Genomic DNA, 26,431 nt, shown 5'->3' with positions numbered 1-26,431 from the left:
ATCATTATTCGTTTTCCTGTACTTTGCTGATATAGTCTGAGGATAGACGTAAAAAAGAAGACAAAAACTCATACTGTTTCTCTATAAAAATACTGTAACTTCCTTACTAAAGAAATTACAGTATTTTGTCATATTTATGATTGTGGTACCTTTTCGAAACTTATTTTCCATGTTTTCACACTAAGATCCAATAGAAATAAATCATCCGGGTCAATTAGCGAAAGCCCTGTTAATGATTCTATTTTTCTTAAACGATATAATAAAGATTGCCTATGTAAATTTAACGACCTAGCTGTTTGGCTGACGTTTCCGTGAAACCTATTATATACACTAAAGGTTTCAATTAAATCCATACTTCGTTGTTGATCATACTTAACGAGTGGCTCAATCGTAGACAGGATTAAATCTTTCATGTCATTGTTTTGAGCAAGGTTTAACAGAACCCGATCCACTCTAGTATGTTCATATAACATGCGATGGCCGATTCCCTTTTTCCGTCTTCCTATTTTAAGTGCAGTCATTGCATTTTGGTAACTTTCAGCAAATCCTTCAAAATTATAAGCATAGTCCCCTATTCCCCAAGAAATGATGACTTCAGGTAACAAATTCCCCAGCCTTCTTTCAACTAAGTCCAAGAAGTTTGTGGCAATTTCATTTTCCTCTTTAGAAGGGATTTCAAGATAAATTAAAAGTTTATCATCCTGGTAGGTCATCATGACTTCTTTTCTCAATGATTGTGCAGCATAAAAAATTTCCTCTTCAATATATCGAATCATATTATCGAGCCATTGTTCAAACGATAAATAATCTTGTTTTCTTTTTTGGAATAATGAATCAAGGTTTTCTGGGTAGCCTGTAATACATACGTACGTAAGTTTAATATTATATCCAAGTAATTTAGCCCTTGAATTTGCATGATCAAATGAAATAAATTCCCCTTTAGCAAGCTCTTGGACAAAATCACTGCGAAGTTCCATTTTCGTTTCCTCTATAGCATTTTTTCTTGATAGCCACAGAGCAATTGTTGTTGCCGAATGTTCCAATACATTTACATTATACTGTGTCAAAAAAGAGTCAATTGATCGCTTTGGTGGAATGATGACAAATATATATCCCTGTGCATCCCCTAGCACTTGTAAAACCGGAAGTTGAAGGATAACCTTATCCTCTATTTCAACCATTTGAAACTTTTGAAACATAGGATCCCGTGTAAGAAAAGCTGTATCTTTACAAGCAGGTATCATTCCCTTTAATACATAATGATTCCAAGTCGTATTAAAAGAATTTGTGTGACAACTTTTTTCTAGTATCGATCCTGTTCTATCGGTAATGATAATTGAACAACCAATCTGTCTTTCAATAAATTTTGATATATGTTTAAGATCTGTCTCCTTAAGAATTAGCTGTAGTAACTCTTGCTGAACTTTCTCCGATTTTTCAAGCTCCTTAATCTGCATATGATTCACTTTTTTCATAACCGCTTCTATAATACTAGCAAATCGGAGCTCCCAAGGAAGCTCTATCACAATTAGGTTATGTTTTTCTGCTAGCTCAATTACTTCACTAGGAATATCATAAATATATCTTCCAGTTGCAATCATAAGTGCAGATGCTTCTGAATCAATAATGTCTTGTACAAAAGATAATAATAAATCAACATCTTTATGGCAGCCTATTGCAGTTGTTAAAACAGCTTCATCTTTACGAACAAAGTTTTCAACAGGCATCTCAATTACGGAAATCCATTGAACAAACTTTTCAACAACAATGCTTTTACCAGTGATAACCCTTACATTTTTCATTATCTCTAAATCTAAAATATCTGCTACTGATAGTTTCATTGTTGTCCCTCCAAATCACATAAAACAAGTATTTTATAATGTTTAAAACTTTCACTTACTTTAAAACAAATAAATGAATTTTAACTAAAATCATAATCGTAAAATAGAATGACTACTATTTCTTTGGTATATCTTCTTACATTGTTTTTTATGAAAAGGCTTTAAACAGGTAAACATGCTAACTAAACTGCATTTCAGATAAAATATTATTCTCACTATACTTTTTATACAACTATATCATTAAAACTCCATTTTCAAAATCCTACTAACTTATCTTTTTATAACAAATTTCCTATGATTCTATTCTCTTTATTTATTATACTAAGAAAACTGCAAGCTCACTACCAATATTTCGTCAATGTCGTATGGAGCTGTGCACAGACATATAAAAAACGACAAGCTCGATGTCATTTACCTTTGCTTGTCGTTTCCTTACCTTTATCTATTTTTTTCTTATTACTGTGCTTTCCTTTGTATCTCTATCTGATTATGGGTATCCTCTAATATGCCTTTCTCCTTATATATGCTTTTAAATAGGGATATACTAATCAAGATCAATATAATCGTAAACGGAAGTGCCGAGACTAAAGAAGCCGTTTGTAATCCTTTTAACCCACTACTCACAATTAATACTGCAGTAATGGCTGCCATTAATACTCCCCAAATGACTTTTACTACTCTTGAAGGGTTCAAGCTTCCATCTGACGACATCATTCCAAGCACAAAGACTGCAGAATCTGCCGAAGTAACTAAGAAGATAACGATTAATAGCATCATTATCACTGATAAAAGTGTATACAGAGGGAATTCCTTTAATAAAACAAATATTGCTGTTGCTACATCATTTGAGACAGCCTCTGAAATAGCTGTACCTGTAAATAAATCCATGTACAGACCTGTACCGCCAAAGATGGCCATCCAAACAAAACCAATAACTGGAGGTACGATCATAACACCTATTACAAACTCTCGAATCGTTCTTCCTCTTGATACTCGAGCAACAAAGGAACCAACAAAAGGAGACCAGGCAATTACCCAAGCCCAATAAAATACTGTCCAATCATGTGCCCATGTATCTCCTGTATAAGGTGTCAAATAAAAACTCATTTCAACAAAATGTTGAAGATAATCACCGATACCAAGTACAAAACTTTCGAGAATAAAAACTGTTGGTCCTCTAAACAAGAAAAAGACCATTAAAACAAGGACGAGTAGCATATTAATATTACTTAAAAACTTAATCCCTTTGTCAATCCCGGTAGTGGACGAAATTAGATAAAGAACAAGCATTATTCCAACAATTCCCACTTGGACCCAGGCAGTATTCGGTATCGAAAAAACATAGTTTAACCCACCATTAATTTGTAGTATCCCCATCCCCATTGAAGTTGCAACACCAGTAATTGTCGCAATAATTGCAAGGATATTAACCGATGACCTAATAATGGATTTCCCTTTTTTATCCTTTACTCCATCAAGTGTCTCACTAATAAGAGCTTTTCTTTTATGTCGGAACTGGAAATAAGATAGAGCAAGTCCAACGATAGCGAATACTGACCATTGATGAATGCCCCAGTTAAAAAAAGAATAGCGCATGGCAACACGGGCAGCTTCTGCAGTATTTGGTTCAACATCCTGAAGTGGTGGTGATGAAAAATGGGTTAAAGGTTCTGCTACACCCCAGAATACAATTCCTACACCAAAACCTGCACTAAACAACATGCTGATCCATGTAAATAAAGAGAATTCAGCTTTTTCATTATCTTTGCCTAGCTTAATATTTCCATATTTACTAAAGGCTAAATATAAACAAAAGAAGACGAACACGGCTACGCTAAATAAATAGAACCATCCGAAGGAGTGACTAGTAAAATCGAACACAGCAGAAGCATACTTAGCTAAGGTATCTGGTGAGAATGCTCCCCAAATAGTAAATAACCCAATGATTAATGCTGATACTTTAAAAACAGTGTTATTATAAGATGCACGTTCCGGGCTTTTCTTCAAAATAAGATCTCCCCTTCATCTCTCACTTTTTTATTTAAGCTCTTTTCTTAAAGTTTGTTATTCCAAGATATAAAAACAACTAATGGGTTGGAAAGACAGATCAATAAACATCATAATATCCGCACGACAACAATCTTTGAGAAAACAGCCTCTATCTTGTGGAAAAAGCAACCATTTTATAAGAAGAGAGAAAATATATAATTAACCAAATTATAATTTTCCCTCTATTCCCAAAATTCAGAATGCAGTTTTTATACTACTATCATCTGCCTTTGATACTAATCTAATTTCTCATTTTTATAGATTGTAGCAAACGACTTTCGGCTCTGTCATTTCCTGGATTGAAAAAGAAATACCTTCACGTCCTAATCCAGACTTTTTCACTCCTCCAAATGGCATCGCATCAATTCGGTAATCACTGCTATCATTAATCATAATGCCTCCTACCTCTAGTTTTGCAATGGCTCTATGTGCTTTACCGACATCATTTGTAAAAATCCCTGCCTGTAGACCATAGTTGACATTGTTCGCCAGAGATATCGCCATGTCAAGATCAACAACCGAGTACAATAACGCAACTGGTCCAAATATCTCTTCTTGAGCAATTGTGCAGTCGTCTGGAACATTTGCTAGTACAGTAGGTGAATAATAGGCTCCATTTCGTTCTCCACCAGTTAACAAACTGGCACCTTTTTCAATTGCTTCATTTACTAGGTTTTCAACTCGAATTGCTTCTTTTTCATTAATAAGTGGCCCCATATCTGTTAGATGTGACAATTTATCTCCTACACAATATTGGCTTGTATGTTCAATAAACTCAGCTTGAAATTGGTGATAAATACTGTCTTGGATGTAAATACGTTGTACACCTAGACAATTTTGACCAGCTGCCCAGAATGCCCCCGATACAGTTGATTGTACAGCTTTTTCTATATCTGCATCTTCTAGTACAATGACTGGAGAGTTGGAACCAAGCTCCATACTAATTTTTTTTAAACCCGCTTTTCTTGCGATTTCCTCTCCTGCCTCAAGTCCACCTGTAAAAGTAATCATACGGACATCTGGATGTGTAACTAACACATCACCTATTTCACTACCATAACCAGTAATGACGGATAATATTTTTTTTGGCAAACCAGCATTGGCAAATGCTTCTGCTAATAAAAGAGCACTAAGCGGGGTAACGGTGGCAGGCTTCACAATAATGGCATTTCCAGACGCGATCGCTGGCCCTACTTTATGCGCAACAAGATTTAAAGGATCATTAAATGGTGTAATAGCACCAATAATTCCAATTGGAAAACGATAATAATAGCCAACTCGATTTTCACTTCCAGGACTTTGATCAAACGATATTGTCTCTCCATTTATACGTCTAGCTTCTTCGGCGCTAATACGAAGCGTTTGTATACATCTTGCCACTTCTTTTGTTGCTTCTCGAATGGTTTTACTTCCTTCTCTGGCAATCGTGTGCGCGTATTTTTCTGAATATTGCTCAATATAATCTGCGGCAGAGTTGACAATTTTTATTCGTTCATGCACAGGCATGGAAGCTGCAATAATGGCTCCACCCTTTGCTTCTTCAATACATTCCAACATCTCTTTCGCTGAAGCAGCAGGTACAGTATCAATAATACTGTTATCCTGAGGATCACGAACCTCAATCATCCGATCACTTTTCACCCAATTACCTGCAAGAAACATTTTTTGACCTGTAAGTTGAGTTGTCATACTATTACCGCCTTTCTATGATTAATTATTAACTAATTGCTTTTGACGATTGATATGGATTAAATCGATAAGTAGAGAGAAACCTGTTTCAACCTTACCTGCGCCTGCTCCACTTAATGTTACTGTACCTAATAGATCACATTCATACGTTATAGCATTAATTGCTCCATTAATTGACGCAAGCGGATCCGTTACATCCACTTTTTCAGGAGCAATGGATGCTATAACCTTATTACCTTCCTTACGAGCTTTCGCTAATAACTTCCAACGCTTGCCTTCAGCTTTTGCCTCTTCAATATCCCGTAATGTAATATTTGTTATCCCTTCACAGCTAACCTCTTCAACGAATAATGGTGTATTCATGACATAATTTGATAGAATAACAATTTTATATCTTGCATCAAATCCCTCTACATCACTTGTCGGATCTGCTTCAGCATACCCTAGTTGCTGTGCTTCTTTTAAAGCATCCTCATATGATACTCCTTCAGCTTCCATCTTCGTTAAGATATAATTTGTCGTCCCATTTAATATCCCGCGGATTTCAGTGATTTCATTTCCTGCCAATGTAGCAGATGGCATTCTTAAGGCAGGGGTTCCACTCATAACCGTTCCTTCAAATCCCCAGTAAACATGATGTTTCTTAGCCAATTCCGATAATTCTTTATAAGCTAATGCAACTGGACCTTTATTGGTCATGACAACATTTTTACCAGTTTCGAAAGCAGCCTTACAATGATCAATTGCTGGTTGACCTGTTTTAACATCAGTATAAGAGACCTCTATTATTGTATCTGCATTTGTTTCACGAATCGTTGTAAGACTATCCCATCCTGTCATAAGCCCGGGTTCATGCGGATAGTTTTCAAGATTACCAGTTTCCTTTACTACTCGTAACACTGTTTCAATATCAAGTCCGTTTGGATGGTAAATTGACCCTTTCATTACATCTGAGATTGCAACAATTCTTGCTTCAAATTCTTCATTTTGTTTTAAGGCTTCCCTCTTATTTTGTAGTATTTCTGCTAAACCTTGACCGACTACACCAAATCCAATAAATGCTAATTTATGCGCCATTTATTTGCACCTCCATATTTTGATCAGTCAGAAAGTTCCCATCACCTTTTAAAAACTTTATAGCCGTTTGCACGAGTATAGACGTACCAATCGGCAAGCAATCTTCATCAATATCAAAAATTGGAGTATGCAAATCCCTTTGAAGTCCACCTTTTTGAGCACTTCCGAGAAAAAACATCGCCCCTGCGAGGTTTTGTGTAACATATCCAAAATCTTCTCCTCCCATACCGAAAGGCTTCTTCTTAACCTGTAGGTGAGGATATATTTCAGAGATTGATTCAATAATCAATTTGTTAACAAGTGGACTGTTATTTAAGGCTGGTTCTCCTCTTTTCACTTCAAGCGAATATTCACCACCAAGTGATTCGACAATAGAAAACGCTTTCTTTATTTCATTTTCTAATAAATCGCGAATTTCAGGTGAATAGCTTCGAATTGTACCTTCAATAACAACTTCTTTAGGGATAATATTGCTTGCTGTTCCAGCATGAATTTGACCTATACTAACGACTGCTGCATCTAATGCAGGAACCTTTCGAGCCACAATACCATGAAGTGCTTGCATGACGGGTCCTAACATCCAAATTGGGTCTGTACCAAGTTCTGGATAAGCCCCATGACCACCAGTACCAACTATTTTCCCTTCAAACACATCAACATTTGCCATACTATAATGATCACTTACTTGAACAGAACCAACTGGAAGCCATGGACACATATGAAGGGCAATTGCTACATCAACTTCATCATAAACTCCTGCATTTACCATATAAGGTGATCCAGAAAGCCCTTGATCATCAGTACTTTCCTCAGCAGGCTGAAACACAAATTTAACTGTCCCTTCTACCTCTCCCATTTTAAAGAGATTAGCAAAAATGGTTGCAACTCCTAATAAAATCGCCGTATGTGCATCATGACCGCACGCATGCATGACACCTTCATTTTTTGAGGAATAGCTAACTTGATTTTCTTCCGTTATCGGGAGTGCATCCATGTCAGCTCTAATCGCAATTGTTGGTCCCTTTCCGGAAGATAAAGTTCCGACGACACTTGTTTGAACACCAATACCAGTTTCGACCTTCATGCCCTCCAGATTTCCTAATATATCAGCAACAAAACGGGAAGTCCCGAACTCCTGAAAGCTAAGTTCGGGATGTTGATGAAGCGTGCGTCGCCATTCAATTAGTTGATTTAATAAGCTATTTGCTTGAATAACGATTGGATGATCTTTTACCATTCACTCTTCACCTCTAATAAGATGTAAAAACTATGCCCTTTTGGCGACAGGTGCTCTAGCATAATCGCATAATCTTTCAGTTCTACTAAACTTGTAATGCACTTTCTACGCGATTAAAAGCCTGTTCAAAATCTGCAATAATGTCTTCAATATCTTCTATTCCACAAGAAATCCGAATAAGTCCTTCAGGAATCCCCATCGCTGCACGTTCTTCCGGTGTACATTCTACATGGCTCGTTGTACGCGCTGGTCCTACAGTTGTTTCAACTGCTCCTAAATTAGCAGCACGGTGAGCATATTGTAATTTTGGGAGAAGATCCCTTACTGTATCTACCCCACCTTTTACAGCAAAGCTAAGCATTCCTCCAAAATTCTTCATTTGTTTTTTTGCAATTTCATGATTGGGATGTGATTCTAAACCTGGATAGAAAACATCTTCAACAAGATCTTTTGTTTGTAAGTATTTTGCAAGAGCCATTGCATTAGCTGATTGTTGACGAACACGAAGGTGCAATGTTTTCATACCTCTTAAAGTTAAATAAGCAGCCATTGGGTCCATTGTCGCCCCGTTGATCTCACGGAAGTGATAAATTTTTTCGACAAGCTCCTGTGCCCCACAAACGACACCACCTAATGCATCTGCGTGACCACCTAAAAATTTTGTTGCACTATGGATGACTAAATCTACTCCAAGTGATAGAGGGTTTTGATTAATTGGTGTTCCAAACGTATTATCAACAATGACAAGTGCTCCAGCATTACGACCTGCTTTAGCCATGCGCTCAATGTCGGTAATTTTCACTGTTGGATTAGTAGGTGTTTCTAAGTATAAGATTTTGCAACCTTTTGCCACTTCTTCTTCAATTTGTTCATGATTTCCAGTTTCACAAAGTACAACCTCAACTTGTTGACGAGGAAGAAATTCCGTAAAAATTTTATTTGTTCCACCATAAGTATCTTTAATAGAAACAATTCGATCACCTGGTAATAAAAACGTCGATAACGTATTACTAATTGCTGCCATTCCTGTTGAAAAGCTTGTTGCTGCTTCTGCACCTTCGAGAATTTTCACTTTGTCTTCAAATGCTTGAACCGTTGGATTTGTATTTCTTCCATAAATATGGCCTTTTTTCTTTCCGATCGCTACATCATACCACTCATCCATATCATCATAGTTATAAGCTACACTAAGAACGACAGGTACTTGTGTTGCACCATGTACTAAATATTCTTTTTCTCCAGCCCATACTGATTTTGTTCCTACTTTAATGTTTTCATTTGTCATATGACCACTCCTAATTGGTTTCTATTGAAAATTCTTTATTTTCAATGGGTAATCCTATTTGACGTTTCACCATTTCGTTGTATGCATATAAGGCGATAGCTGTATCTTGAACCCCTGTACCTGTTAAATCACAAATTGTAATTTGATCATCCCTATCTCGACCTGATACTTTATTTGAGGTTATTTGCCCTAATTCAATTATGTTCGATTGATCTGATATAACTCCAGAATCTAATGCATGATGCAATTCACCGAGTCTGGCACATTGCGCCTTTGTATCACACACAAGCTTATCTACACGTGCAAGCACCTCAGACTCTATCTCTTGCTTATGCTCTGCATCTGAACCCATCGCCGTAATATGGAGGCCAGGATGTAGCCAATCTGCTTGAATAATCGGTTCCCTGGCAGGTGTTGTCGTAATGACTACATCACTATTTCGCACAACCTGTTCAGGACTTTCTATCACTTCAACCACAATATTTAATTCCTTTGCCATATCATCTGCATATTCCTTAGCACGATCAGATGACCGAGCATAGACTAAAACCTTTTGAAAATCCCTTATGAGTTTTAACGCCCTTAGCTGGAATCTAGCTTGACTTCCTGCTCCGATGATACCGACAGTGTGAATATTCTGACGGGCAAGGTATTTAACAGAAATAGCTCCAGCTGCTGCTGTCCGAACCTCTGTTAAATATCCATTGTCTAAAAGCAACGCCTGTGGAATTCCAGTTTGAGTACTAAGTAACATCATGAGCCCATTTCCGCTTGGCAGCCCAAGTTTATAGTTATCAAAGAAACCAGAGGATACCTTTATTGCAAACATATCCTTTCCTTTGATATAGGCTGTTTTTACATCTACCTCACCATTTTGATCGTGAACATCCACCCTCATAATGGGAGGCATCACTACTTCACCTTCTGCTAATTTTGTAAATCCTTCCTCAACAATGGAGATGGCTTCAGAATTTAGTTTCACATATTGCTTAAGCTCCTGCTCTGTAATAATAAGCAAAGCCAGTTCCCTCCTTTGATCATCTCTAATTTTTGGTAAGCACCCCATCTTTTATAAATAAATCTCTAGGTAATTCGGCAAAGGTTTCACAGCCAGTATCTGTGATTCTTATTGCTTCACTAGCTTCAAAACCGTACTGGTCTAACCATATTCCAGGTATGAGATGGAATGTCATGTTTGGCTGAAGAATCGTTTTATCACCTTTACGGATACTTGCTGTGTGCTCACCCCAGTCAGGTGGATAGTTCAATCCCATTGCATATCCTAGACGAGACTCTTTGATAATGCCGCTCTTTTCAATCGTTTTTCTCCATGTTTCTTCGATCTCTTCACATGCAATTCCTGGCTTGATCATATCAAGACAAGCATTCAATCCCTCAACCACAACATTAGAAAGTTTTTTCACTTTATCAGACGGCTGACCAATATTTACTGTTCTTGCAAGTGGCGAATGATAGCGTTTATAACAACCAGCCAATTCTAAGATCACAGTATCTCCTTGTTTATAACGCTCATCTGTCCAAGTTAAATGAGGAGTAGATGTTTTTTCTCCGGACGGAAGTAGTGGAACGATCGCTGGATAATCACCGCCGAACTCGGCAGTTCCTGTAATTTGTGTGTGGAAAATCTTAGCTGCAACATCACACTCACGAACTCCTTCATTAATCATTCCAATGCCGTCCATCATAGCCTTCTCAACAATTACCGCTGCACGTTTCATATACTCAATTTCAGTATTAGATTTAATTAATCGAACCCAGTTAACGAGAAGAGTAGCATCATGAAATCTTGCATTCGGTAATCCTTTTTTTAGTTGTTCATAGCATTTTGCAGTAAAATAGTAGTTTTCCATCTCAACACCAATGGAACGTTTATCCTGACCGATTTGCTTTAAAATATCAGCTACAAAGTCCATTGGGTGTTTGATATCAGATTGTACATAATCATCCGGGTAAGGAATGATGTTTTCATGGTAAAGCCAGGTTGTTACTTTTGCTCCATTTGCATCCTGACCTCTTCCAATCCAAATTGGTTGATCTTCATCATTAATAATGACTAACATTTGATGTACATAGAAGGACCATCCATCATACCCTGATAAATAATTCATGTTAGCCGGATCGGTAATAAGCAATACCTCAATTCCCTTTTCCGCCATTCTCTCTTTTGTTTTACGAATTCTCTCTTGATATTCAGCTGTTCCAAATGACATGGGAACGATCACTCCTTGTTTCGTATAAGTAAAAAGAATAATTAACTATGAATTTATTATAATTTGGAGGCAATTCTTCTATCATCCGCAACAATGTATGAAAATTCAAATTATTTTGTAGTCAGATTATCAAAAAATCCTTGTTTTTTGGTAGATAATCTGACAGGCACCAAGTTATTTCATCAAAAAAATAGACCGATATCTTCGGCCTATTTTCGATAAACTTTGTTCCCTTACACCAAATACTCATCTTCTATATATTTGGTTATCAATTTATGTAATATTGAAAGATCAACGTTTTTCCCACTAATGATGAGCACAATATCGCCATTTTGATGTGAAATCTTCTTACCGAGTACTGCTGCTACACCAGTAGCTGCTGCACCCTCCATAATCATTCGATGCTTATCCATCATAAAAGCCATACTATACCCAATTTCATCTTCCGGTATCAAAAGAACGTCGTCCATATATTGCTGAACCATTCTGAAAGTGTATTGATTATCAAGACCAATTCCACCTAATAAACTATCTGCAAGTGTTTCACTTTCTTCCATTTTAATTGGTTTGCCCGCCTTAAGACTCTCGTACATAACGGCTGAATTCTCCATTGAGACACCAGTTATCTTTGTTTGTGGAGCAATGGATTTTAGTGCTAAGCCAATTCCTGAAAGGAGTCCGCCGCCAGATAGAGGAACAATCACATCTGTCAGCTGTGGAAGATCTTCCACGAGCTCTAAGCCAATTGTACCTTGACCAGCAATTACAAAAGGGTCATCAAAAGGTTGAATGACAGTTAATCCTTTCTCTCTTTCTAATTCAAAACATCGCTCTCCTGCTTCATCTTGACTATCACCAATTATTTCAATTTGCGCTCCCAGCCTTTTTAATGAGTCTACTTTTGCTTTTGGAACACGATTAGAAATGCAAACAACAGCAGGGATCCCAAGCTTTTTGGCAACATATGCTACAGCCATTCCATGATTTCCCGTAGAAAATGTTGCGACTCCTCGTTGTTGTTCTTCATTACTTAAACTGACTATTTTATTTGCAGCTCCCCTTACTTTAAAAGCTCCTATTTCATGAACATTCTCTAATTTAAGATATACGCTACGACCGATCTTTTCTGATAGAATATCTGATTTAATTAGCGGAGTCTTGGTTATTAAGGATGAAATTCTTTTTCTAGCCTCCCATACATGCCGAATACTCATCTCAATATCTTGATTTGTAAGGTATGTCATTTCCTTTCTCTCTCCTTTATAGATCAAACCTAGTTAAGATAAATACTAAAACGACGAATATATGTTATCAATTGTCAAAACTGCCTAAAATTTAGATTATTTTTCATACACTTTTAAAAATGAAACCTTCTGTTCTAAACAAAAAAGCTTAAATCCTATTTTCACAAGGATTTAAGCCAAAAGAAAAATTTATTTTTCTATCAATATATTTTCCTTACACATTCTCCAACCAATTTACCTCTTCTTCTGTCAACGTAATCATCGAACCTTCATAGCATGATTGTAACTCCTGCTCATTTTGCGCCCCAATTAAGGCACAAGTTGGAAACGGCTGATTAAGAACATAAGCAAGTGCAATTTGAATCGTGCTGACACCTTTTTCCTTTGCTAATTGTTCTGCACGTCGCAGACGCTCCCAGTTTTCATCACTATAAAAAACTCTTACAATGTCACTGTCGCTTCGATCCTCTGGTGAAAAACGCCCCGTAAAAAATCCTCTAGCTTGAGAAGACCAAGATAGAAGCGGAAATTGATGTTCTTTATGCCATGCACAATCCGAAGCATCAGCTGATACACATCCTGCCCAGAATGGTTCATTGGCCTTTGCAAGACTTAGGTTCGGACTGCTAAAAGTAAACCCAACAAGTCCCTTTTCAGCAGCATAATCATTAGCCTCTTGTAATCTCTCAACCGACCAGTTTGATCCGCCAATGGCTTTAATACGGCCAGCCTTAATATGTTCGTTTAAAACCTCTACTATTTCACTTACAGGAACAGTTGGATCATCTCGATGTAGAGCATATAAATCTACATAATCAGTTTGAAGTCGATCTAAGCTTTCAAAAAGATCCTTGGTAATTGCATTAGCATTCACACGCGGACCTGTTTGATCGTGATGTGCTCCCTTTGTTAGAATGACAAGATCTTCACGATTGTTTCGTTCTTTCATCCACATCCCGATCGCTACTTCACTTTCACCACCACAATAGATATGTGCCGTATCGATTGTATTTCCTCCGATGGCAACATAACGGTCAAGAACATTACACACTTTCTCGTATACACTAGGTCTAAAATAATCTGAACCTTGAATTAATGTTGTGACAGGTTTTTCTAAGCCTGGTATTGTAATTGTTTTCATTAGGAAACCTCCTCGTTTTTATAATTCAACACGGCGACGCTCTCTTGCTGATGTTACACAAGCATCAAGTGCTTTCATATTTAAAATTGCATCTGTTGCTGGAAATGGCAGCACTTCTCCATTACGAATGCTTTTTCCTAACGCATCTGCTTGTAATGCATATTGATTAAGGTAAGGAACCTCGATCTCTCTTTTCCCATCATTCGTATAAACATGGATATGATCCTGCTCGTTTTGATGAACAATAAATGCTGACGGAACTTCAATTCGACCCTCTGTTCCAACAATTTCAAGCTCATTTCTAAAGGCAGCCCACATTCCGCAATCAAATGTTAGTGCCACACCATTTTCAAATTCAAGAAGCCCTGAAGCCATCATATCTACATTATCATGCTGCTTAGAGAAGAAAGCGTGTACTGTTGCAGCCTGTGGCTCCTGATTTAAAATCATTCTTGCTGCACTGATTGGATAAACCCCTACATCATATAAGGATCCTCCACCCCATTCTTTTTTGTAACGAACATTTTTTGAATCCTTTGCATTGTTGAATGTAAATGTCCCGTGAATACCTCGGATTTCCCCAATTTCACCCGATTGGATAATATCTCGAATAAGATCATAACGAGGGTGATAACGATACATAAAAGCTTCAGCAAATACAACGCCAGCTTTCTGACAAGCTTCTACCATTTCTTCCGCTTCATTAGCATTGATTGCTAGGGGCTTTTCACATAGCACATGCTTACCTGCTTCTGCTGCACGGATTGCCCACTCTTTATGTAAGTGATTTGGAAGCGGAATGTAAACGGCTTCAATTTCTGGGTCTGCCAATAACTCTTCATAGCTTCCATATGCTTTTGGAATATTTAATTGTTCAGCTGTCTCCTTTGCTTTTTCAATACCTCTGCTTGCAATGGCCACAACTTCACCAGTTTCTGATTGCTGAATTCCTGGAATAACAGATCCTTTTGCAATTTTCGCGCTGCCAATAATTCCCCACCGTATTTTTTCCATTCTCATCTCTCCTTCACGTAAACTTACTACTATATTGTCATTATATGAAACTAGTCATAAAATAAAAATAGAATCATTTTGCCCTTATTATGAAAGAATATTGCGATGAAAGAGTGATACTGTTGCCAAGACAATATTTTTTACCAACCCTACAAAATCATGAATATATGATCCTTCCTGAATCGATTGGCTGGTATTGGGATAAACCTGATCATGATGTTGACCGAAAAGTAGGAACCTTAAACAACTTCAGCATCCACTTCGTCATTTCCGGTACAGGATTTATCGAAATTGATGGCAATCAATTTACATTAAAGCGCGGTGATGCATTTTTATATTTTCCTATGCAGGAGCAAAAATATTATAGCAGCAATGACGATCCTTGGAGTATTCGGTGGGTTCATTTTTATGGGAATACCTTAAATTCATTTTTGTCAGAACAAGGTTTTGATCAGCACATACTATGGACCATCCAACACCTTTCTTCTCTTGAAAAAGCGCATGAAAAACTTTTAAATGATGCTGAAAGGAATAGTTTTTTGCATTTATTACAGCTTTCTACTGTTACATACACCTTTTTAATGGAATTTATTACAAATGCATCACCTAAAACCTCTGAGCGAAGAAAGGAATTAGATGATCGGATTCAAACACTATTACCTAGCATGCAAAGGAGAGCATGTGAACCTTTCGAGTTGGATTATTGGGCAGAACAAATAGGGGTTAGCACATATTATTTCTGCCGATTATTTAAACGCGCAACTCAAATGACCCCCATGCAATTTATTACCCTATGCCGTCTGCAGATGAGCAAACAATGGCTACTGGACAAAAAAGAAATGACCATAAAAGAAATCGCTCTAAAAGCAGGCTACCCAAGCATTAGCTATTTTAATAAGCGCTTTTTAGAGCAGGAAGGCATGACTCCTACTGAGTATAGGATGTTGTATGATAGTAGGCTTGAAAGGTGAACATGGAAGAAAGTTCCCCTGCAATCTTGAATCTATTTGTTAAAATCCTTCAACTTTGATAAAAAATCTATCTACTTTGGCAAATAATCTATCATTAAACAAAAGCAGACAGACTCAAATCAAGCTCTCATCAAAACATAAACAAGCATATAGAAAAAATCGGAGACATTACGCCTCCGATCCAGCTTTTAAATCTATAACATTTTCTCTTTTTCTTGTTAATGTAAAAAACGAGACCGAACCAATTAATGAAGTAAGAAATAACGTTGCTCCCATCGGTACTGCCGTTGTTTCATTTATTCCTACGAGAGGAGATACAAATGATCCGAGTAATAGCGGAAGTAAACCTAATAATGCACTGGCGCTTCCTGCTCGATGCCCTTGCTTTTCCATGGCAAGTGTAAATGAACTTGTCAAAATCATTCCCATCGATGTCATATAAATAAAAATCGGAATGACAAGTGTGGCAAGAGGCCCCTTGATGATGGTCATGATCAACAGAACCGTTGTGGCACTAACCGCTGTTATAACAGCTACGCGAAGTAAACTTCTTTCATGAAAAATACTACTTAAACGTCCAATCATAAAGCTTCCTGAAATAATTGCTAGACCATTGATTCCAAATAGAATACTAAAGGTTTGTGGAGAAACCCCATAAATCCCTTGATACACGAACGGTGTACCTGACACGTAGGCAAAACTACCACCATGTATGAACCCTACTGTTAACGCATATCCGATAAATGAACGATCTCTTATTAGATCGCCCATTGTACGTACAGAATGGCCTACAGAGCTTGGGATACGTTTCTCAGATGGTAAGGTTTCTGGCAGTTTTAAAGCAATAAGTGTCACAATGATAATACCTAGTAAACTTAAAAAATAAAAAATTGTATGCCAGCTTGCAAAAGGCAGCAGTAAAATGGCCCCGCCTGCTATCGGAGCCAGCATTGGAGCTGTCGCGTTAATGACCATTAATAAGGCAAAGAATTGTGTAAGCTCTTTTCCACTAAACACATCTCGAACAACTGCACGCGAAAGAACAACTCCTGCTGAAGCTGTAAGCCCCTGCAACAAACGTGCAATTACTAATACGATAATATTTGGTGCTAACGCACAGAAAAGCGATGATAAAGCAAATAACGAAAGCGAAATAATCAAGGGCTTCCGTCTACCTTGCGCATCACTTATTGGACCGACAATCACTTGACCAACCGCAAGACCAATTAAACAAGTTGTTAAGCTAAGCTGTACGAGCGAAGCACGAGCTCCTAAATCATTCGCGATATCTGGAAAACCAGGTAAATACATATCAATATTTAACGGGCCAAGTATACCTAGTGAACTCAAAAGAAAAGCTAATGCTAACCGCTCTTTTCCTGTTGGATTATGTAGCATAAATTTAGTACACCTCACATCTTTCAAATACCTCTATACATCCTACACCTTTTGTCAAAAGATTGGAAGAAGAAAAAAATTGGCTTTTCACTAAGTTCATTAGAGAAGGCTTAACTTAACTTTTTCCTATAGTTACATAAATTTGATCTTCATCACTTCTTTTTTCATGTAAGTAGTGCAAAAACCTTCAATTTAAGATATCTTAATAGTAAAGATCTTTTATACTATTTTCCTTCAACGTAGTATTGAACTTGAAAAGAGGTGTATTTTTTTGGATGTAAAAGAAGCATTTAAACTATTAGAACTGCCGGAAGGCTCTACAATGGAAGAGGTTGAAAAGCAATATATGACTTGGATCAAAAGGGACCGGGCGTTTCAGGATCTGCCAGATAGTGAAAAACCATTTGATATAAACAAAATTACTGAAGCCTATAATATTATTAAACACGTAAATGAATACGGTTCCATTTCCAAGGAAGAAAACAAATCTGTTAAAAATAAGCTGCAACACTTTCTTCATTATCATAAATTGCACATTGTCGGGGTCATCATTTTGCTTATATTCGCGGGGTCCATCATTCAGACAATTGTAAGTAATCATCAAGAGAAAAAAGAGTTAGCTAGTCTTCCGCCTGAGGACCTGGGCATTATGCTGTATGGAGATTATTTTTTACTTGGAAGTGATGTGACTCCTGTTTCTGAAAATGTTCTCTCTCTTTTCCCGACATGGAAACGAGTGACAACGAACTCTAATTATGCACCCACAGAAATTAATGACACGATGGATGCCGGTAATCAACAAAAAAGCATTATCACCCTTATGAACGATCAATCAGATGTGTATATCGTCGGTGAGGAGAATTTTGATCAACTTATGCAGCTTGAGTTATTTCAACCACTTGAAGCTTCCTTTAAAGACCAGCTGCAGGAAGATGATCTTATATATGCAAAGTTACCTGAAGATGAATCAGAGCAACTTTATGGTGTTGTGATCGATGATAGTACCTTGTTTGAAGGACTAGAAGTAAAAGATAATAGAAAAATTGCGGCTATTAGAATGGATTCGGATAATAAAGAAAATGCCATGAAACTAATAATGGAATTAACTAAATAACGAACAAATCAGGACAATTTGACTTGATCAAATCTGTCCCTTGTATCTCTATCTAGATAATGAAAGAAGCAGATCTATTGATTGTAAACTTAAGAATGAATGTTAACACTAGTACTCAGTAAAAAAGATTAAGATTGAGGTCTGTAATAGTCTCCATCTTAATCTTTTTATTTTTAGGATATAAGGGTTTCTGTTTCTTGATCAATTTCAACTGTTTTTCCGGTTCTTGCAGATGTATAGATGGCTTCTAAAATTTGCGTTACAACTAACGCCTGTTCAGGTTTAACTAATGGCTCTGTATCGTTATTAATACAATCCAACCACTGCCTTGCTTCTATCACATCTTCGGCACCTGAATCAAAATATGCAATACCTCCACCTGTTGCAGGTTTTGTTTCGACTAACTTCCCATACCTAGTACTATTAAAGACAAGTTCTCCTGCACTTTTGATTTGCGATTCCACCACAACCAATAATACAGATTTTTAATTTACCTTTTGACATGTCAATCACTCCTCATTAATCGGCTTTTGTAAACTCAGGAACATATTTCTCCATCACCTTTAAATCACTTGCTATGCTCTCAAATTTATTTCCAACAGTACCTTCGTTTTCAACTATCGCATATCGAACCGTTCCCAATTCATGGATCTTTTGGTATGTACCCTCAAAATCGACAATGCCTGTTCCAAGATTTACAAAGTCGGTTGGTTGTACAACTTCACGATAAATTTTTATTGTTTCAATCTCTTCATCCTGCTTTCTGGCAGAGAGAACATTCACGTTATCTACATGTAGACCTAGATCTTTTTGATGAATCATGTCACAGCGTTTTCCTAGTTTTTCAAGAACACTCATTGGATCATGTCCACCTCTTGTTACCCAAACAAGATCCAGCTCAAATTTAACAGCTTCAGGATCTGTATTTTCTACTAAAATATCAAATATTGTTTTTTCACCAATTTGTCTAAACTCATGCGCATGGTTATGATAATAAAAGTCTAGTCCTGCTCTTTTGCATTTTTCAGCAATGATATTTAATTCTTCAGCCGTTTTTAACGCTTCATCATGTGTACTAATAAATGTCATCGGCATTACAATTGACTCGCAACCAAGCACGGCATTTTCTTCAATGATTTTATCCCAGTTTCCATCGACAAGAGCCATTCCCGGTGCAACACCTTCATGTGCAGCAAATGCTCGTAAGCCAAGCTCATCAAATTTCCTTTTTATTGCTTGAACAGTAAATGTATCTGCAAATCTTTCTCCTGTTGAAAAATTCGCAGAAATAAGCTCCAAATTTTTGTACCCCATTCCAGCAATCTTTTCCAACGTTCCAAAATAATCTTCATTTAATTCTCTAAATACAGAGAATAAGTTAAGTCCGATTGTAGTAGTCATCCTATTTTCTTCCCCTTTCAAATCGTTTAAATAAATCACTAGTAGGAATATATCTCCAAATCCATTATAAAACGTTTTCATTTCTTGCACTACATAAAAACTGACTGCTTTCTAGCACTATTCTGACTTCAAATGTGATCACCTCAAAATTCCACCCCTTTACTGACTTCTACCAATCACTTTCATGATTTACATTTATTTTTTATAAACTATTAAAGTTTTTCTTTTCTTTCAATTAGGTTTGGGATATGATCATAGCTAAAAAAACGTGAAGCATCCGGAGGGGTTTCTGAAATGGATTACAAATATGAGTTGGTAAAAACCGATGATGATTTGCCTATTAAAGTCATCCTTCATACCTCAGATGAAGAAATGTTCATTCCCAGGCATTGGCACGAGAATATCGAAATTTCCTATGTTCTTTCTGGGAAAATTGATCAAATTTATACAGATGGTATAGAATATGAATCAAATGAAGGAGATATCGTGTTAATTAATTCAAATTCGATTCATTCTTTTTCAGTGACTACAGGTAAAAATCGGAGGGCAGTTACGATCTTTATAAAGTATGAATTTATGAAAGCGATCTATAAAAACTATGATCAAATTGTGTTTCATTGTATCTCCATTCATGAAGTAGATCCTATTAGAATAAAGAAGTTTGAAAAGTTACGATTATTAATAAACGAAATTGTTGCACAATATCTTAATAAAGAATCTGATCCCTTGGCACACATTAACTTAACAGGTCTATCATATCAATTAATCTATCAATTACTAAACAACTTCAAAGAGGAGAAAAAAAATAGTCCTGCCATTAAATCCAATAAGTATTTGGATAGGTTAACATCGATAACGAATTACATAAAAGAACATTACAATCAAAATCTAGCCATCGATCACCTGGCTGCACAGTTTAATTTATCTTCAGAGTACTTTTCCCGTTTTTTTTTCAAGCATATTGGTATGACTGTACTCAATTATATCCATACAATTCGCCTTGAGAAATCCTATCCTGATTTAATGAATACTGATTTGCCAGTCATTCATATTGCATTAAAGCATGGTTTTCCAAGTGAAAAGTCTTATACAAGGGTGTTTAAGTCTGTTTACCACATGACACCAAGTCAATATCGAAAAATGAATAAATCGAAAAAAGCTGATGCTTCTGAGTTCGAAATCAAGAATTGACCTTTTTTTAGCTAGAAAAAGACAGGTCTTCATGAAGAAAGTCTATTAAACTAACTATGTAAGCGTTTTATAAATCCATTCCAAGGAGGTTTTTCATTTGTTCGCAGGTATGAAAAAACATGCCAAAACAGCGATGTTAAGTACATTAGTTGCTGGTTCCACACTTTTTTTTACATCGGAAGGAGAGGCAAAAGAATTGAAGACCCAACCAACATCCTACAAAACAGTAACAGAAATTGAAGATTGGGGTGCTGCGATTACAAAAGTTATTGTTGACGTTGGAAAACCAATACCGAAGGATTCTGTAACGTCAGACACATTTGATGTCCATGTCTCAAGGAGCGATAGCCGTTTATCTGCACCATTTTTAGAAGAGGGATCACGAAATGTGACGAAAGCTTATGTTGCTGATAAAAATGGAAACCCGGTTGTACAGACTGGAAATTATGTTGTATTAGAAATGCAAATTGGTCCAGATATTTCCTTAGGGTCAGCGATTCACTATGATTGGGCTGGCTCGGGATATAATGATTGGAACGAGAATACCTATACAATTACTCAAAAAGAAGCAATTGAAACTACAGCAGGAAGCATTTCAGGTTTAGTCGTGGACACATTTAATGGTGGTGTTAGAGAACTAGTAGATAATTTTTCAACTGGACAGGCTACATATGATGAAATCACACTTACTTACGCCGACTTTTCACCAGCAAAAGATAAGGGGAAAAACCCGTTAATCATTTGGCTTCATGGAGCAGGTGAAGGTGGAACAGACCCTACAATTGCTATTTCCGGAAACAAAGCGGCAAACTTTGCCTCGGATGAAATTCAATCCTATTTTGATGGGGCCTATGTACTTGCTCCTCAAACACCAACTTTCTGGATGGATGGATTCACAGGATTTGGCGATGGTACGTCCAAATATCAAAATGCGTTAATATCGTTAATCAAGGATTATGTAGCAAAAAATGATGACATCGATCCTAACAGAGTATACATCGGCGGAGATTCTAACGGCGGATATATGACCATGCTGATGATTCGTGATTATCCTGAGTATTTTGCCGCTGCTTTTCCAACTTGTGAAGCACTTAAAGATACACTAATCACAGATGATGAGATTGAAAAAATGAAAAACCTGCCTATCTGGTTTATTCATGCGAAAACAGATGATGTCGTACCTCCTGAACAATATGTTGTTCCAACTTATAATCGTTTAATGGAGGCAGGGGCTGAGGATGTTCATCTCTCCTTATTCGATAACGTTGTCGATACATCTGGATTATACAAAAACGCAAATGGTACACCATACGAATATCATGGTCACTGGTCATGGATTTATGTTTATAACAATAATGTAGAGAAAAACATTGACGGGAAAACAGTAACCCTTATGGAATGGTTAGCTTCAAAAAGTAAATAACAAACAAATAAAAGCTTCAATCCGTATAGCAGGGATTGAAGCTTTTATGTTTACAACGTCACACCAGTTTTAAAAATACCAATTTCTCTAAAATGATTTTTCTCATTATTTACTTTTTCCCCACTCGCAACATTTACAATATACGAAATAAAATCTTCCAACAACTCTTCCTGAGATTGACCATCTATTAGCGTTCCAGCATTAAAATCAATCCAATGCGGTTTTGTTTCATAAATTTGCGTATTTGTTGAGATTTTAATCGTCGGGACAAATGTACCTAATGGCGTTCCTCTTCCTGTTGTGAATAACACTAATTGACAACCAGCAGCAGCTAAAGCTGAAGATGCAACTAAATCATTGCCGGGCGCACTTAGTAGGTTTAGACCTTTTGTTTTTAGAACTTCCCCATATTTTAATACATCCACAACTTGAGACGTTCCTGCTTTTTGTGTACAGCCGAGTGATTTATCTTCAAGTGTCGTGATTCCGCCTGCTTTATTACCAGGTGATGGATTTTCATAGACAGGCTGATCATGTCGTTCAAAATATCGTTTAAAATCATTGATAAGGTTGACAATTTGCTCAAAGACCTCTTCACTTTTTGCTCGCTCCATCAAAATTTCCTCTGCCCCAAACATTTCAGGTACTTCTGTTAATACTGTTGTCCCGCCATGAGCTACTAAATAGTCGGAAAATTGCCCTAATAATGGATTTGCTGTTATACCAGAAAAACCGTCTGATCCTCCACACTTTAGTCCAATTTTCAATTCAGATAACGGAATGTCTTCACGGCGGTCATCTCTAGCATTCTCGTAAATTTCTAGCAGGAGCTTTACTCCCTCTTCTACTTCGTCCATCACATCCTGTGAGCGTAAAAACTTTACTCGTGAGGAATCAAACTCCCCAAGCATTTCTTGAAATTCATTGATGTCGTTGTTTTCACAGCCTAGTCCTAAAACTAAAACCCCACCTGCATTTGGATGCTTAACGGCGTTTCCTAAGATCGTTCTTGTATTAACATGATCATCACCAAGCTGAGAACATCCGTAATTATGCTTTAGAACTTGTATATGTTCAAATGGAGCGATGTCCCCGACTTTTTCCTGAAACACTCGAATCATTTGATCAGCAATACCATTCACACATCCTACGGTTGGCACGATCCAAAGTTCATTACGAATCCCTACCTTGCCATCTTTTCTTCTATATCCTTTGAATGTGTAATGAGCTTTGGGGGGTTGCTCAGTTTGAACCTTTGGCTTATACTCATATTCCTCCACACCTGACAAATTTGTTTTCGTATTATGCGTGTGAACCCATTCGCCCGCTTCTATATGTTGACTAGCATGCCCAATTGGGAAGCCGTATTTCACGACATTTTCACCTTTTGGAATTGGCTTTAGTGCAAATTTATGTCCTTTATTAACAGTCTCTTTTAATTGAATCGTCGTACCGTCTACCTCAATTATTTGATCTTGATCAATTTTGCGAATCGCCACTGCAACATTATCAGATTCCTTAATTTTAATAAACGCTTTCATTTTTCTCACCCTTCTGTTGCATGAATTGTGTTAAAGCCACGTTCATTCCGAATTGATTGATTGTCTTTAATTGGTGCGTAACTGATTCAGCTAATTGTGGAACTTCGGTTAAATCAGCACCCCACAATTTTTCTTTTGAAAGGACGGTTAAAACAAGTTCTTCAATATTATCAGCATATAATGCCCAACATTCATTAAATAAGTGTAAAGTAGATTCATCATCAACAAGAGAAATTGATTCATCTCCACGCTTACCTTTATAAAAATATAGCAATGCACTTAATGAAAAGACAGTGGCTTTAGGTAAAACCCCAAACCTTTCTATATATTCGAGCAATGTAGGCAACATACGTGCTTGAAACTTTGAAACCGAATTTAAAGAAATACTAGATAAATAGTGGTGTATATATGGATTTTTGAATCGATTTAGTACATCTTCTGCAAATTGGTGCAAATTCTCTTTTGGAAAAGGCAATGTTGGAATAATCTCATTATATATAACTCTTTCAACAAATTGTTTAGTAAGATTATTCGTCACAGCTTCACAAACGGTATTAATTCCACATAAATAAGCTACAGGTGTCATCGCAGTATGGGCGCCATTTAAGATTCGTACTTTCTTTAATCTGTACGAGCTTAAATCATCGACTACATGTACATTCAGACCTGCTTGCTCTGCTGGAAACTCTTCTTTAATGAAAGATGGCCCTTCAATAACAAATAGATGGAACTGTTCACCTACTACCATTAAATGATCAATATAGCCTAGCTCCTCTGTTTTTTCTTGAATCGAATCTTTTGGAAATCCAGGAACAATGCGATCCACTAGTGTATTGCAAAATGTATTTGCTTCCTCGACCCATTCAGAAAACTGAGGTTCTAACCTCCAGGTATCCGCATATTTTAACACGATTTTTTTAAGCTCTTTTCCATTATCTTCAATTAATTCACAAGGAAAAATAATAAAGCCCTTGCTTTGATCCCCTTTAAAAGCTTGATACCTCTCATATAAAAGGGCTGTTAATTTCCCTGGAAAACTTTTTTGTGGCTGATCTGTCAGAAGGTCTTCTTTATGATATTGAATACCTGCTTCTGTTGTATTGGAAATAATAAAACGTAATTCGGGATTTTTGGCTAGCTTTAAATATTCATCATATTCACTCGTAATATTTATACCCCGGCTAATACTACTAATGACTTCATGCTCACTTACTGGCTTATTTTCTTTCATGCCTTGTAAATATAGGGTATATAAGCCATCTTGTTCATTAATTGTATCAACAGCACCTTTTGATGTTGATTGGACAACAACCACTTGGCCATTGAACAAATTTTTCTTATTCATCTCATGAATTTGCCAATCTGAAAAGGCGCGCAGGAAATTTCCCGTTCCAAATTGCAATACTTTTTCAGGATACGTTGTATACTCTTTATATAATTTTTTTGATATTTGATCCATCATCATCCCTCCAATATTTGCACACGTTAACATTTTATTGAAAAAATAGCTGAGCCCCATTCGTAAGCTCAACTATCTTTCTTTACTTTACATCAGCAACTGAGTGGCGAGTAACCACATTTGTAGTGAGAAAAGTTGTTCCTTCTTCACCTTTACCTTTATCCATTACTTGTAACAGTTTTTCCGCTCCAACCATACTTATTTCTTCAATCGGTCTTTTGACCGTCGTAAGGGCTGGTGAGGTATACTCTGAAAATCCAATATCATCGAACCCAATAATTGAAATGTCAGATGGAATAGCTAGGCCTTCTTCATGTATCGCTTTCATGGCACCTATTGCCATATCATCATTTGAACAAAAAACAGCAGTCGGGCAATTATCGAGGGCTAATAATGTTTTCATTGCCTCAAAGCCACTTTCCATATCATAATTACCCTTTACCATATACTCCGGAAGAATTGGCAGCTTAAATTCCATTAAAGCTTTTAAATAGCCATTCTTACGTTCTTGTGAAGATTTGAAATGTGGAGTTCCCTCAATAATCGCAATGTTTTGATGTCCATGCTGGATCAATAACTGAATCGCTTCATACACACCTTCTTGGTCATTAGATAGCACATTCACCACAGAACTCTCTTCAATTTGTCTGTTTAAAACAACAAGCGGGATTTCCTTTTCAATGACATGATAAATAAAAGAATTGTCACTTTCACTTTGACTCATCAAAATGATGCCATCAAACCTTTTACGAGTAATCATTGAAAAATCTTTAACATCTTGGATTCCCTTAATATATAAATTATAGTTTTCATCAATGACCGTATTCACACCTTTTATTGTTTCAGACAAAAAACTAGAAGATGTACCATTCGATAAACTCGTAAAAAACAGTCCAATTGTATATGATTTTTGTAAAACCAAGCTTCTTGCATGAACGTCAGGTGAGTAATTTAATTGATTAGCAATTTGAATGATCTTCTGCTTTGTTTTTTCCTTGATTAATGGGCTATTATTAAGTGCTCTTGATACTGTTGTGTGTGAAACATTAGCGATTTTTGCTATATCCTTGATTGTAACTCCCACTTCATTACCTACTTTCAATTCCTTTTCAATTAGGGTATCAC

The 26,431-nt window shown here is 36.8% G+C and carries 21 protein-coding genes; 4 read left to right on the top strand and 17 right to left on the bottom strand.

The window, feature by feature from the left end; translation table 11 throughout:
* Positions 1 to 134: 134 nt before the first annotated feature.
* From AC4GZ8_RS07040 to AC4GZ8_RS06990, 11 genes are all read right to left on the bottom strand, one after another.
* Entirely contained in the window at positions 135 to 1,841 is a 1,707-nt protein-coding gene (locus AC4GZ8_RS07040; RefSeq protein WP_491081106.1) for a PucR family transcriptional regulator, read from the bottom strand.
* Positions 1,842 to 2,297: 456 nt separating this feature from the next.
* Entirely contained in the window at positions 2,298 to 3,848 is a 1,551-nt protein-coding gene (locus tag AC4GZ8_RS07035; RefSeq protein WP_491081105.1) for a BCCT family transporter, read from the bottom strand.
* Between the two features lie 297 nt (positions 3,849 to 4,145).
* The gene (locus tag AC4GZ8_RS07030) at positions 4,146 to 5,579 is read right to left on the bottom strand and encodes an aldehyde dehydrogenase family protein (protein ID WP_491081104.1); all 1,434 of its coding nucleotides are present in this window, start codon (positions 5,577 to 5,579) and stop codon (positions 4,146 to 4,148) included.
* A gap of 21 nt (positions 5,580 to 5,600) precedes the next feature.
* Positions 5,601 to 6,656, bottom strand: coding sequence for a homoserine dehydrogenase (locus AC4GZ8_RS07025; RefSeq protein ID WP_491081103.1), 1,056 nt, complete (start codon positions 6,654 to 6,656; stop codon positions 5,601 to 5,603).
* On the bottom strand, positions 6,646 to 7,893 hold the full coding sequence (locus AC4GZ8_RS07020; RefSeq protein ID WP_491081102.1) for a M20 metallopeptidase family protein: 1,248 nt from the start codon (positions 7,891 to 7,893) through the stop codon (positions 6,646 to 6,648). The genes AC4GZ8_RS07025 and AC4GZ8_RS07020 overlap by 11 nt, the downstream gene beginning before the upstream one ends.
* A gap of 85 nt (positions 7,894 to 7,978) precedes the next feature.
* A complete protein-coding gene (locus AC4GZ8_RS07015; protein WP_491081101.1) occupies positions 7,979 to 9,178 on the bottom strand; it encodes a cystathionine gamma-synthase family protein in 1,200 nt (399 codons plus the stop codon).
* 10 nt (positions 9,179 to 9,188) lie between these two features.
* Positions 9,189 to 10,196 carry a cyclodeaminase gene (locus tag AC4GZ8_RS07010; RefSeq protein WP_491081100.1) on the bottom strand — a complete coding sequence of 336 codons (1,008 nt, stop codon included), beginning with the start codon at positions 10,194 to 10,196 and terminating at the stop codon, positions 9,189 to 9,191.
* Between the two features lie 25 nt (positions 10,197 to 10,221).
* Positions 10,222 to 11,409: a M24 family metallopeptidase gene (locus AC4GZ8_RS07005; RefSeq protein ID WP_491081099.1), complete on the bottom strand. Its 1,188-nt coding sequence runs from the start codon at positions 11,407 to 11,409 to the stop codon at positions 10,222 to 10,224.
* Positions 11,410 to 11,642: 233 nt separating this feature from the next.
* Positions 11,643 to 12,653, bottom strand: coding sequence for a hydroxyectoine utilization dehydratase EutB (gene eutB, locus AC4GZ8_RS07000; RefSeq protein WP_491081098.1), 1,011 nt, complete (start codon positions 12,651 to 12,653; stop codon positions 11,643 to 11,645).
* A gap of 214 nt (positions 12,654 to 12,867) precedes the next feature.
* Complete coding sequence (locus AC4GZ8_RS06995) at positions 12,868 to 13,794, bottom strand: aldo/keto reductase (RefSeq protein ID WP_491081097.1); 927 nt, start codon at positions 13,792 to 13,794, stop codon at positions 12,868 to 12,870.
* Between the two features lie 18 nt (positions 13,795 to 13,812).
* Positions 13,813 to 14,814, bottom strand: coding sequence for a Gfo/Idh/MocA family protein (locus AC4GZ8_RS06990; RefSeq protein WP_491081096.1), 1,002 nt, complete (start codon positions 14,812 to 14,814; stop codon positions 13,813 to 13,815).
* A gap of 116 nt (positions 14,815 to 14,930) precedes the next feature.
* On the opposite strand from AC4GZ8_RS06990, the gene AC4GZ8_RS06985 reads away from it, so the two are divergent.
* Positions 14,931 to 15,779, top strand: coding sequence for an AraC family transcriptional regulator (locus AC4GZ8_RS06985; RefSeq protein WP_491081095.1), 849 nt, complete (start codon positions 14,931 to 14,933; stop codon positions 15,777 to 15,779).
* A gap of 168 nt (positions 15,780 to 15,947) precedes the next feature.
* Here AC4GZ8_RS06985 and AC4GZ8_RS06980 read toward each other — a convergent pair whose 3' ends face one another.
* The gene (locus AC4GZ8_RS06980) at positions 15,948 to 17,177 is read right to left on the bottom strand and encodes a Bcr/CflA family efflux MFS transporter (protein ID WP_491081094.1); all 1,230 of its coding nucleotides are present in this window, start codon (positions 17,175 to 17,177) and stop codon (positions 15,948 to 15,950) included.
* Positions 17,178 to 17,448: 271 nt separating this feature from the next.
* Between AC4GZ8_RS06980 and AC4GZ8_RS06975 the strand changes: the two genes are divergently transcribed.
* On the top strand, positions 17,449 to 18,291 hold the full coding sequence (locus AC4GZ8_RS06975) for a hypothetical protein (protein WP_491081093.1): 843 nt from the start codon (positions 17,449 to 17,451) through the stop codon (positions 18,289 to 18,291).
* 173 nt (positions 18,292 to 18,464) lie between these two features.
* On the opposite strand, the gene AC4GZ8_RS06970 is transcribed toward AC4GZ8_RS06975, so the two are convergent.
* Complete coding sequence (locus AC4GZ8_RS06970) at positions 18,465 to 18,755, bottom strand: Gfo/Idh/MocA family oxidoreductase (protein ID WP_491081092.1); 291 nt, start codon at positions 18,753 to 18,755, stop codon at positions 18,465 to 18,467.
* 55 nt (positions 18,756 to 18,810) lie between these two features.
* Positions 18,811 to 19,692, bottom strand: a complete 882-nt coding sequence (locus AC4GZ8_RS06965) for a sugar phosphate isomerase/epimerase family protein (protein ID WP_491081091.1) — start codon at positions 19,690 to 19,692, stop codon at positions 18,811 to 18,813.
* Positions 19,693 to 19,986: 294 nt separating this feature from the next.
* Here AC4GZ8_RS06965 and AC4GZ8_RS06960 point away from each other — a divergent pair, with 294 nt between their 5' ends.
* Both AC4GZ8_RS06960 and AC4GZ8_RS06955 read left to right on the top strand, forming a co-directional pair.
* Positions 19,987 to 20,883 (top strand): AraC family transcriptional regulator, encoded by an 897-nt coding sequence (locus AC4GZ8_RS06960; RefSeq protein ID WP_491081090.1) that lies wholly within the window; start codon positions 19,987 to 19,989, stop codon positions 20,881 to 20,883.
* Positions 20,884 to 20,992: 109 nt separating this feature from the next.
* Positions 20,993 to 22,306, top strand: a complete 1,314-nt coding sequence (locus tag AC4GZ8_RS06955; RefSeq protein ID WP_491081206.1) for a prolyl oligopeptidase family serine peptidase — start codon at positions 20,993 to 20,995, stop codon at positions 22,304 to 22,306.
* 50 nt (positions 22,307 to 22,356) lie between these two features.
* Here the strand turns inward: AC4GZ8_RS06955 and AC4GZ8_RS06950 are convergent, their stop codons facing one another.
* From AC4GZ8_RS06950 to AC4GZ8_RS06940, 3 genes are all read right to left on the bottom strand, one after another.
* Positions 22,357 to 23,847 carry a UxaA family hydrolase gene (locus AC4GZ8_RS06950; protein WP_491081089.1) on the bottom strand — a complete coding sequence of 497 codons (1,491 nt, stop codon included), beginning with the start codon at positions 23,845 to 23,847 and terminating at the stop codon, positions 22,357 to 22,359.
* On the bottom strand, positions 23,831 to 25,306 hold the full coding sequence (locus AC4GZ8_RS06945) for a tagaturonate reductase (RefSeq protein ID WP_491081088.1): 1,476 nt from the start codon (positions 25,304 to 25,306) through the stop codon (positions 23,831 to 23,833). The genes AC4GZ8_RS06950 and AC4GZ8_RS06945 overlap by 17 nt, the downstream gene beginning before the upstream one ends.
* A gap of 82 nt (positions 25,307 to 25,388) precedes the next feature.
* Positions 25,389 to 26,390 carry a LacI family DNA-binding transcriptional regulator gene (locus AC4GZ8_RS06940; protein ID WP_491081087.1) on the bottom strand — a complete coding sequence of 334 codons (1,002 nt, stop codon included), beginning with the start codon at positions 26,388 to 26,390 and terminating at the stop codon, positions 25,389 to 25,391.
* Between the last annotated feature and the right edge of the window lie 41 nt (positions 26,391 to 26,431).

It is taken from the genome of Metabacillus sp. RB-C-LZQ-3-1, from assembly GCF_058315175.1.
This window is presented reverse-complemented; position numbering and strand designations above follow the sequence as displayed.

Excerpts from the sequence above, each read along its gene's own strand:
- AC4GZ8_RS07040 (WP_491081106.1), bottom strand. The coding sequence starts at position 1,841 with ATGAAACTATCAGTAGCAGATATTTTAGATTTAGAGATAATGAAAAAT.
- AC4GZ8_RS07030 (WP_491081104.1), bottom strand. The coding sequence starts at position 5,579 with ATGACAACTCAACTTACAGGTCAAAAAATGTTTCTTGCAGGTAATTGG.
- AC4GZ8_RS07025 (WP_491081103.1), bottom strand. The coding sequence starts at position 6,656 with ATGGCGCATAAATTAGCATTTATTGGATTTGGTGTAGTCGGTCAAGGT.
- AC4GZ8_RS07020 (WP_491081102.1), bottom strand. The coding sequence starts at position 7,893 with ATGGTAAAAGATCATCCAATCGTTATTCAAGCAAATAGCTTATTAAAT.
- AC4GZ8_RS07015 (WP_491081101.1), bottom strand. The coding sequence starts at position 9,178 with ATGACAAATGAAAACATTAAAGTAGGAACAAAATCAGTATGGGCTGGA.
- AC4GZ8_RS07005 (WP_491081099.1), bottom strand. The coding sequence starts at position 11,409 with ATGTCATTTGGAACAGCTGAATATCAAGAGAGAATTCGTAAAACAAAA.
- eutB (WP_491081098.1), bottom strand. The coding sequence starts at position 12,653 with ATGACATACCTTACAAATCAAGATATTGAGATGAGTATTCGGCATGTA.
- AC4GZ8_RS06995 (WP_491081097.1), bottom strand. The coding sequence starts at position 13,794 with ATGAAAACAATTACAATACCAGGCTTAGAAAAACCTGTCACAACATTA.
- AC4GZ8_RS06990 (WP_491081096.1), bottom strand. The coding sequence starts at position 14,814 with ATGAGAATGGAAAAAATACGGTGGGGAATTATTGGCAGCGCGAAAATT.
- AC4GZ8_RS06980 (WP_491081094.1), bottom strand. The coding sequence starts at position 17,177 with ATGCTACATAATCCAACAGGAAAAGAGCGGTTAGCATTAGCTTTTCTT.
- AC4GZ8_RS06965 (WP_491081091.1), bottom strand. The coding sequence starts at position 19,692 with ATGACTACTACAATCGGACTTAACTTATTCTCTGTATTTAGAGAATTA.
- AC4GZ8_RS06960 (WP_491081090.1), top strand. The coding sequence starts at position 19,987 with ATGGATTACAAATATGAGTTGGTAAAAACCGATGATGATTTGCCTATT.
- AC4GZ8_RS06955 (WP_491081206.1), top strand. The coding sequence starts at position 20,993 with ATGAAAAAACATGCCAAAACAGCGATGTTAAGTACATTAGTTGCTGGT.
- AC4GZ8_RS06950 (WP_491081089.1), bottom strand. The coding sequence starts at position 23,847 with ATGAAAGCGTTTATTAAAATTAAGGAATCTGATAATGTTGCAGTGGCG.
- AC4GZ8_RS06945 (WP_491081088.1), bottom strand. The coding sequence starts at position 25,306 with ATGGATCAAATATCAAAAAAATTATATAAAGAGTATACAACGTATCCT.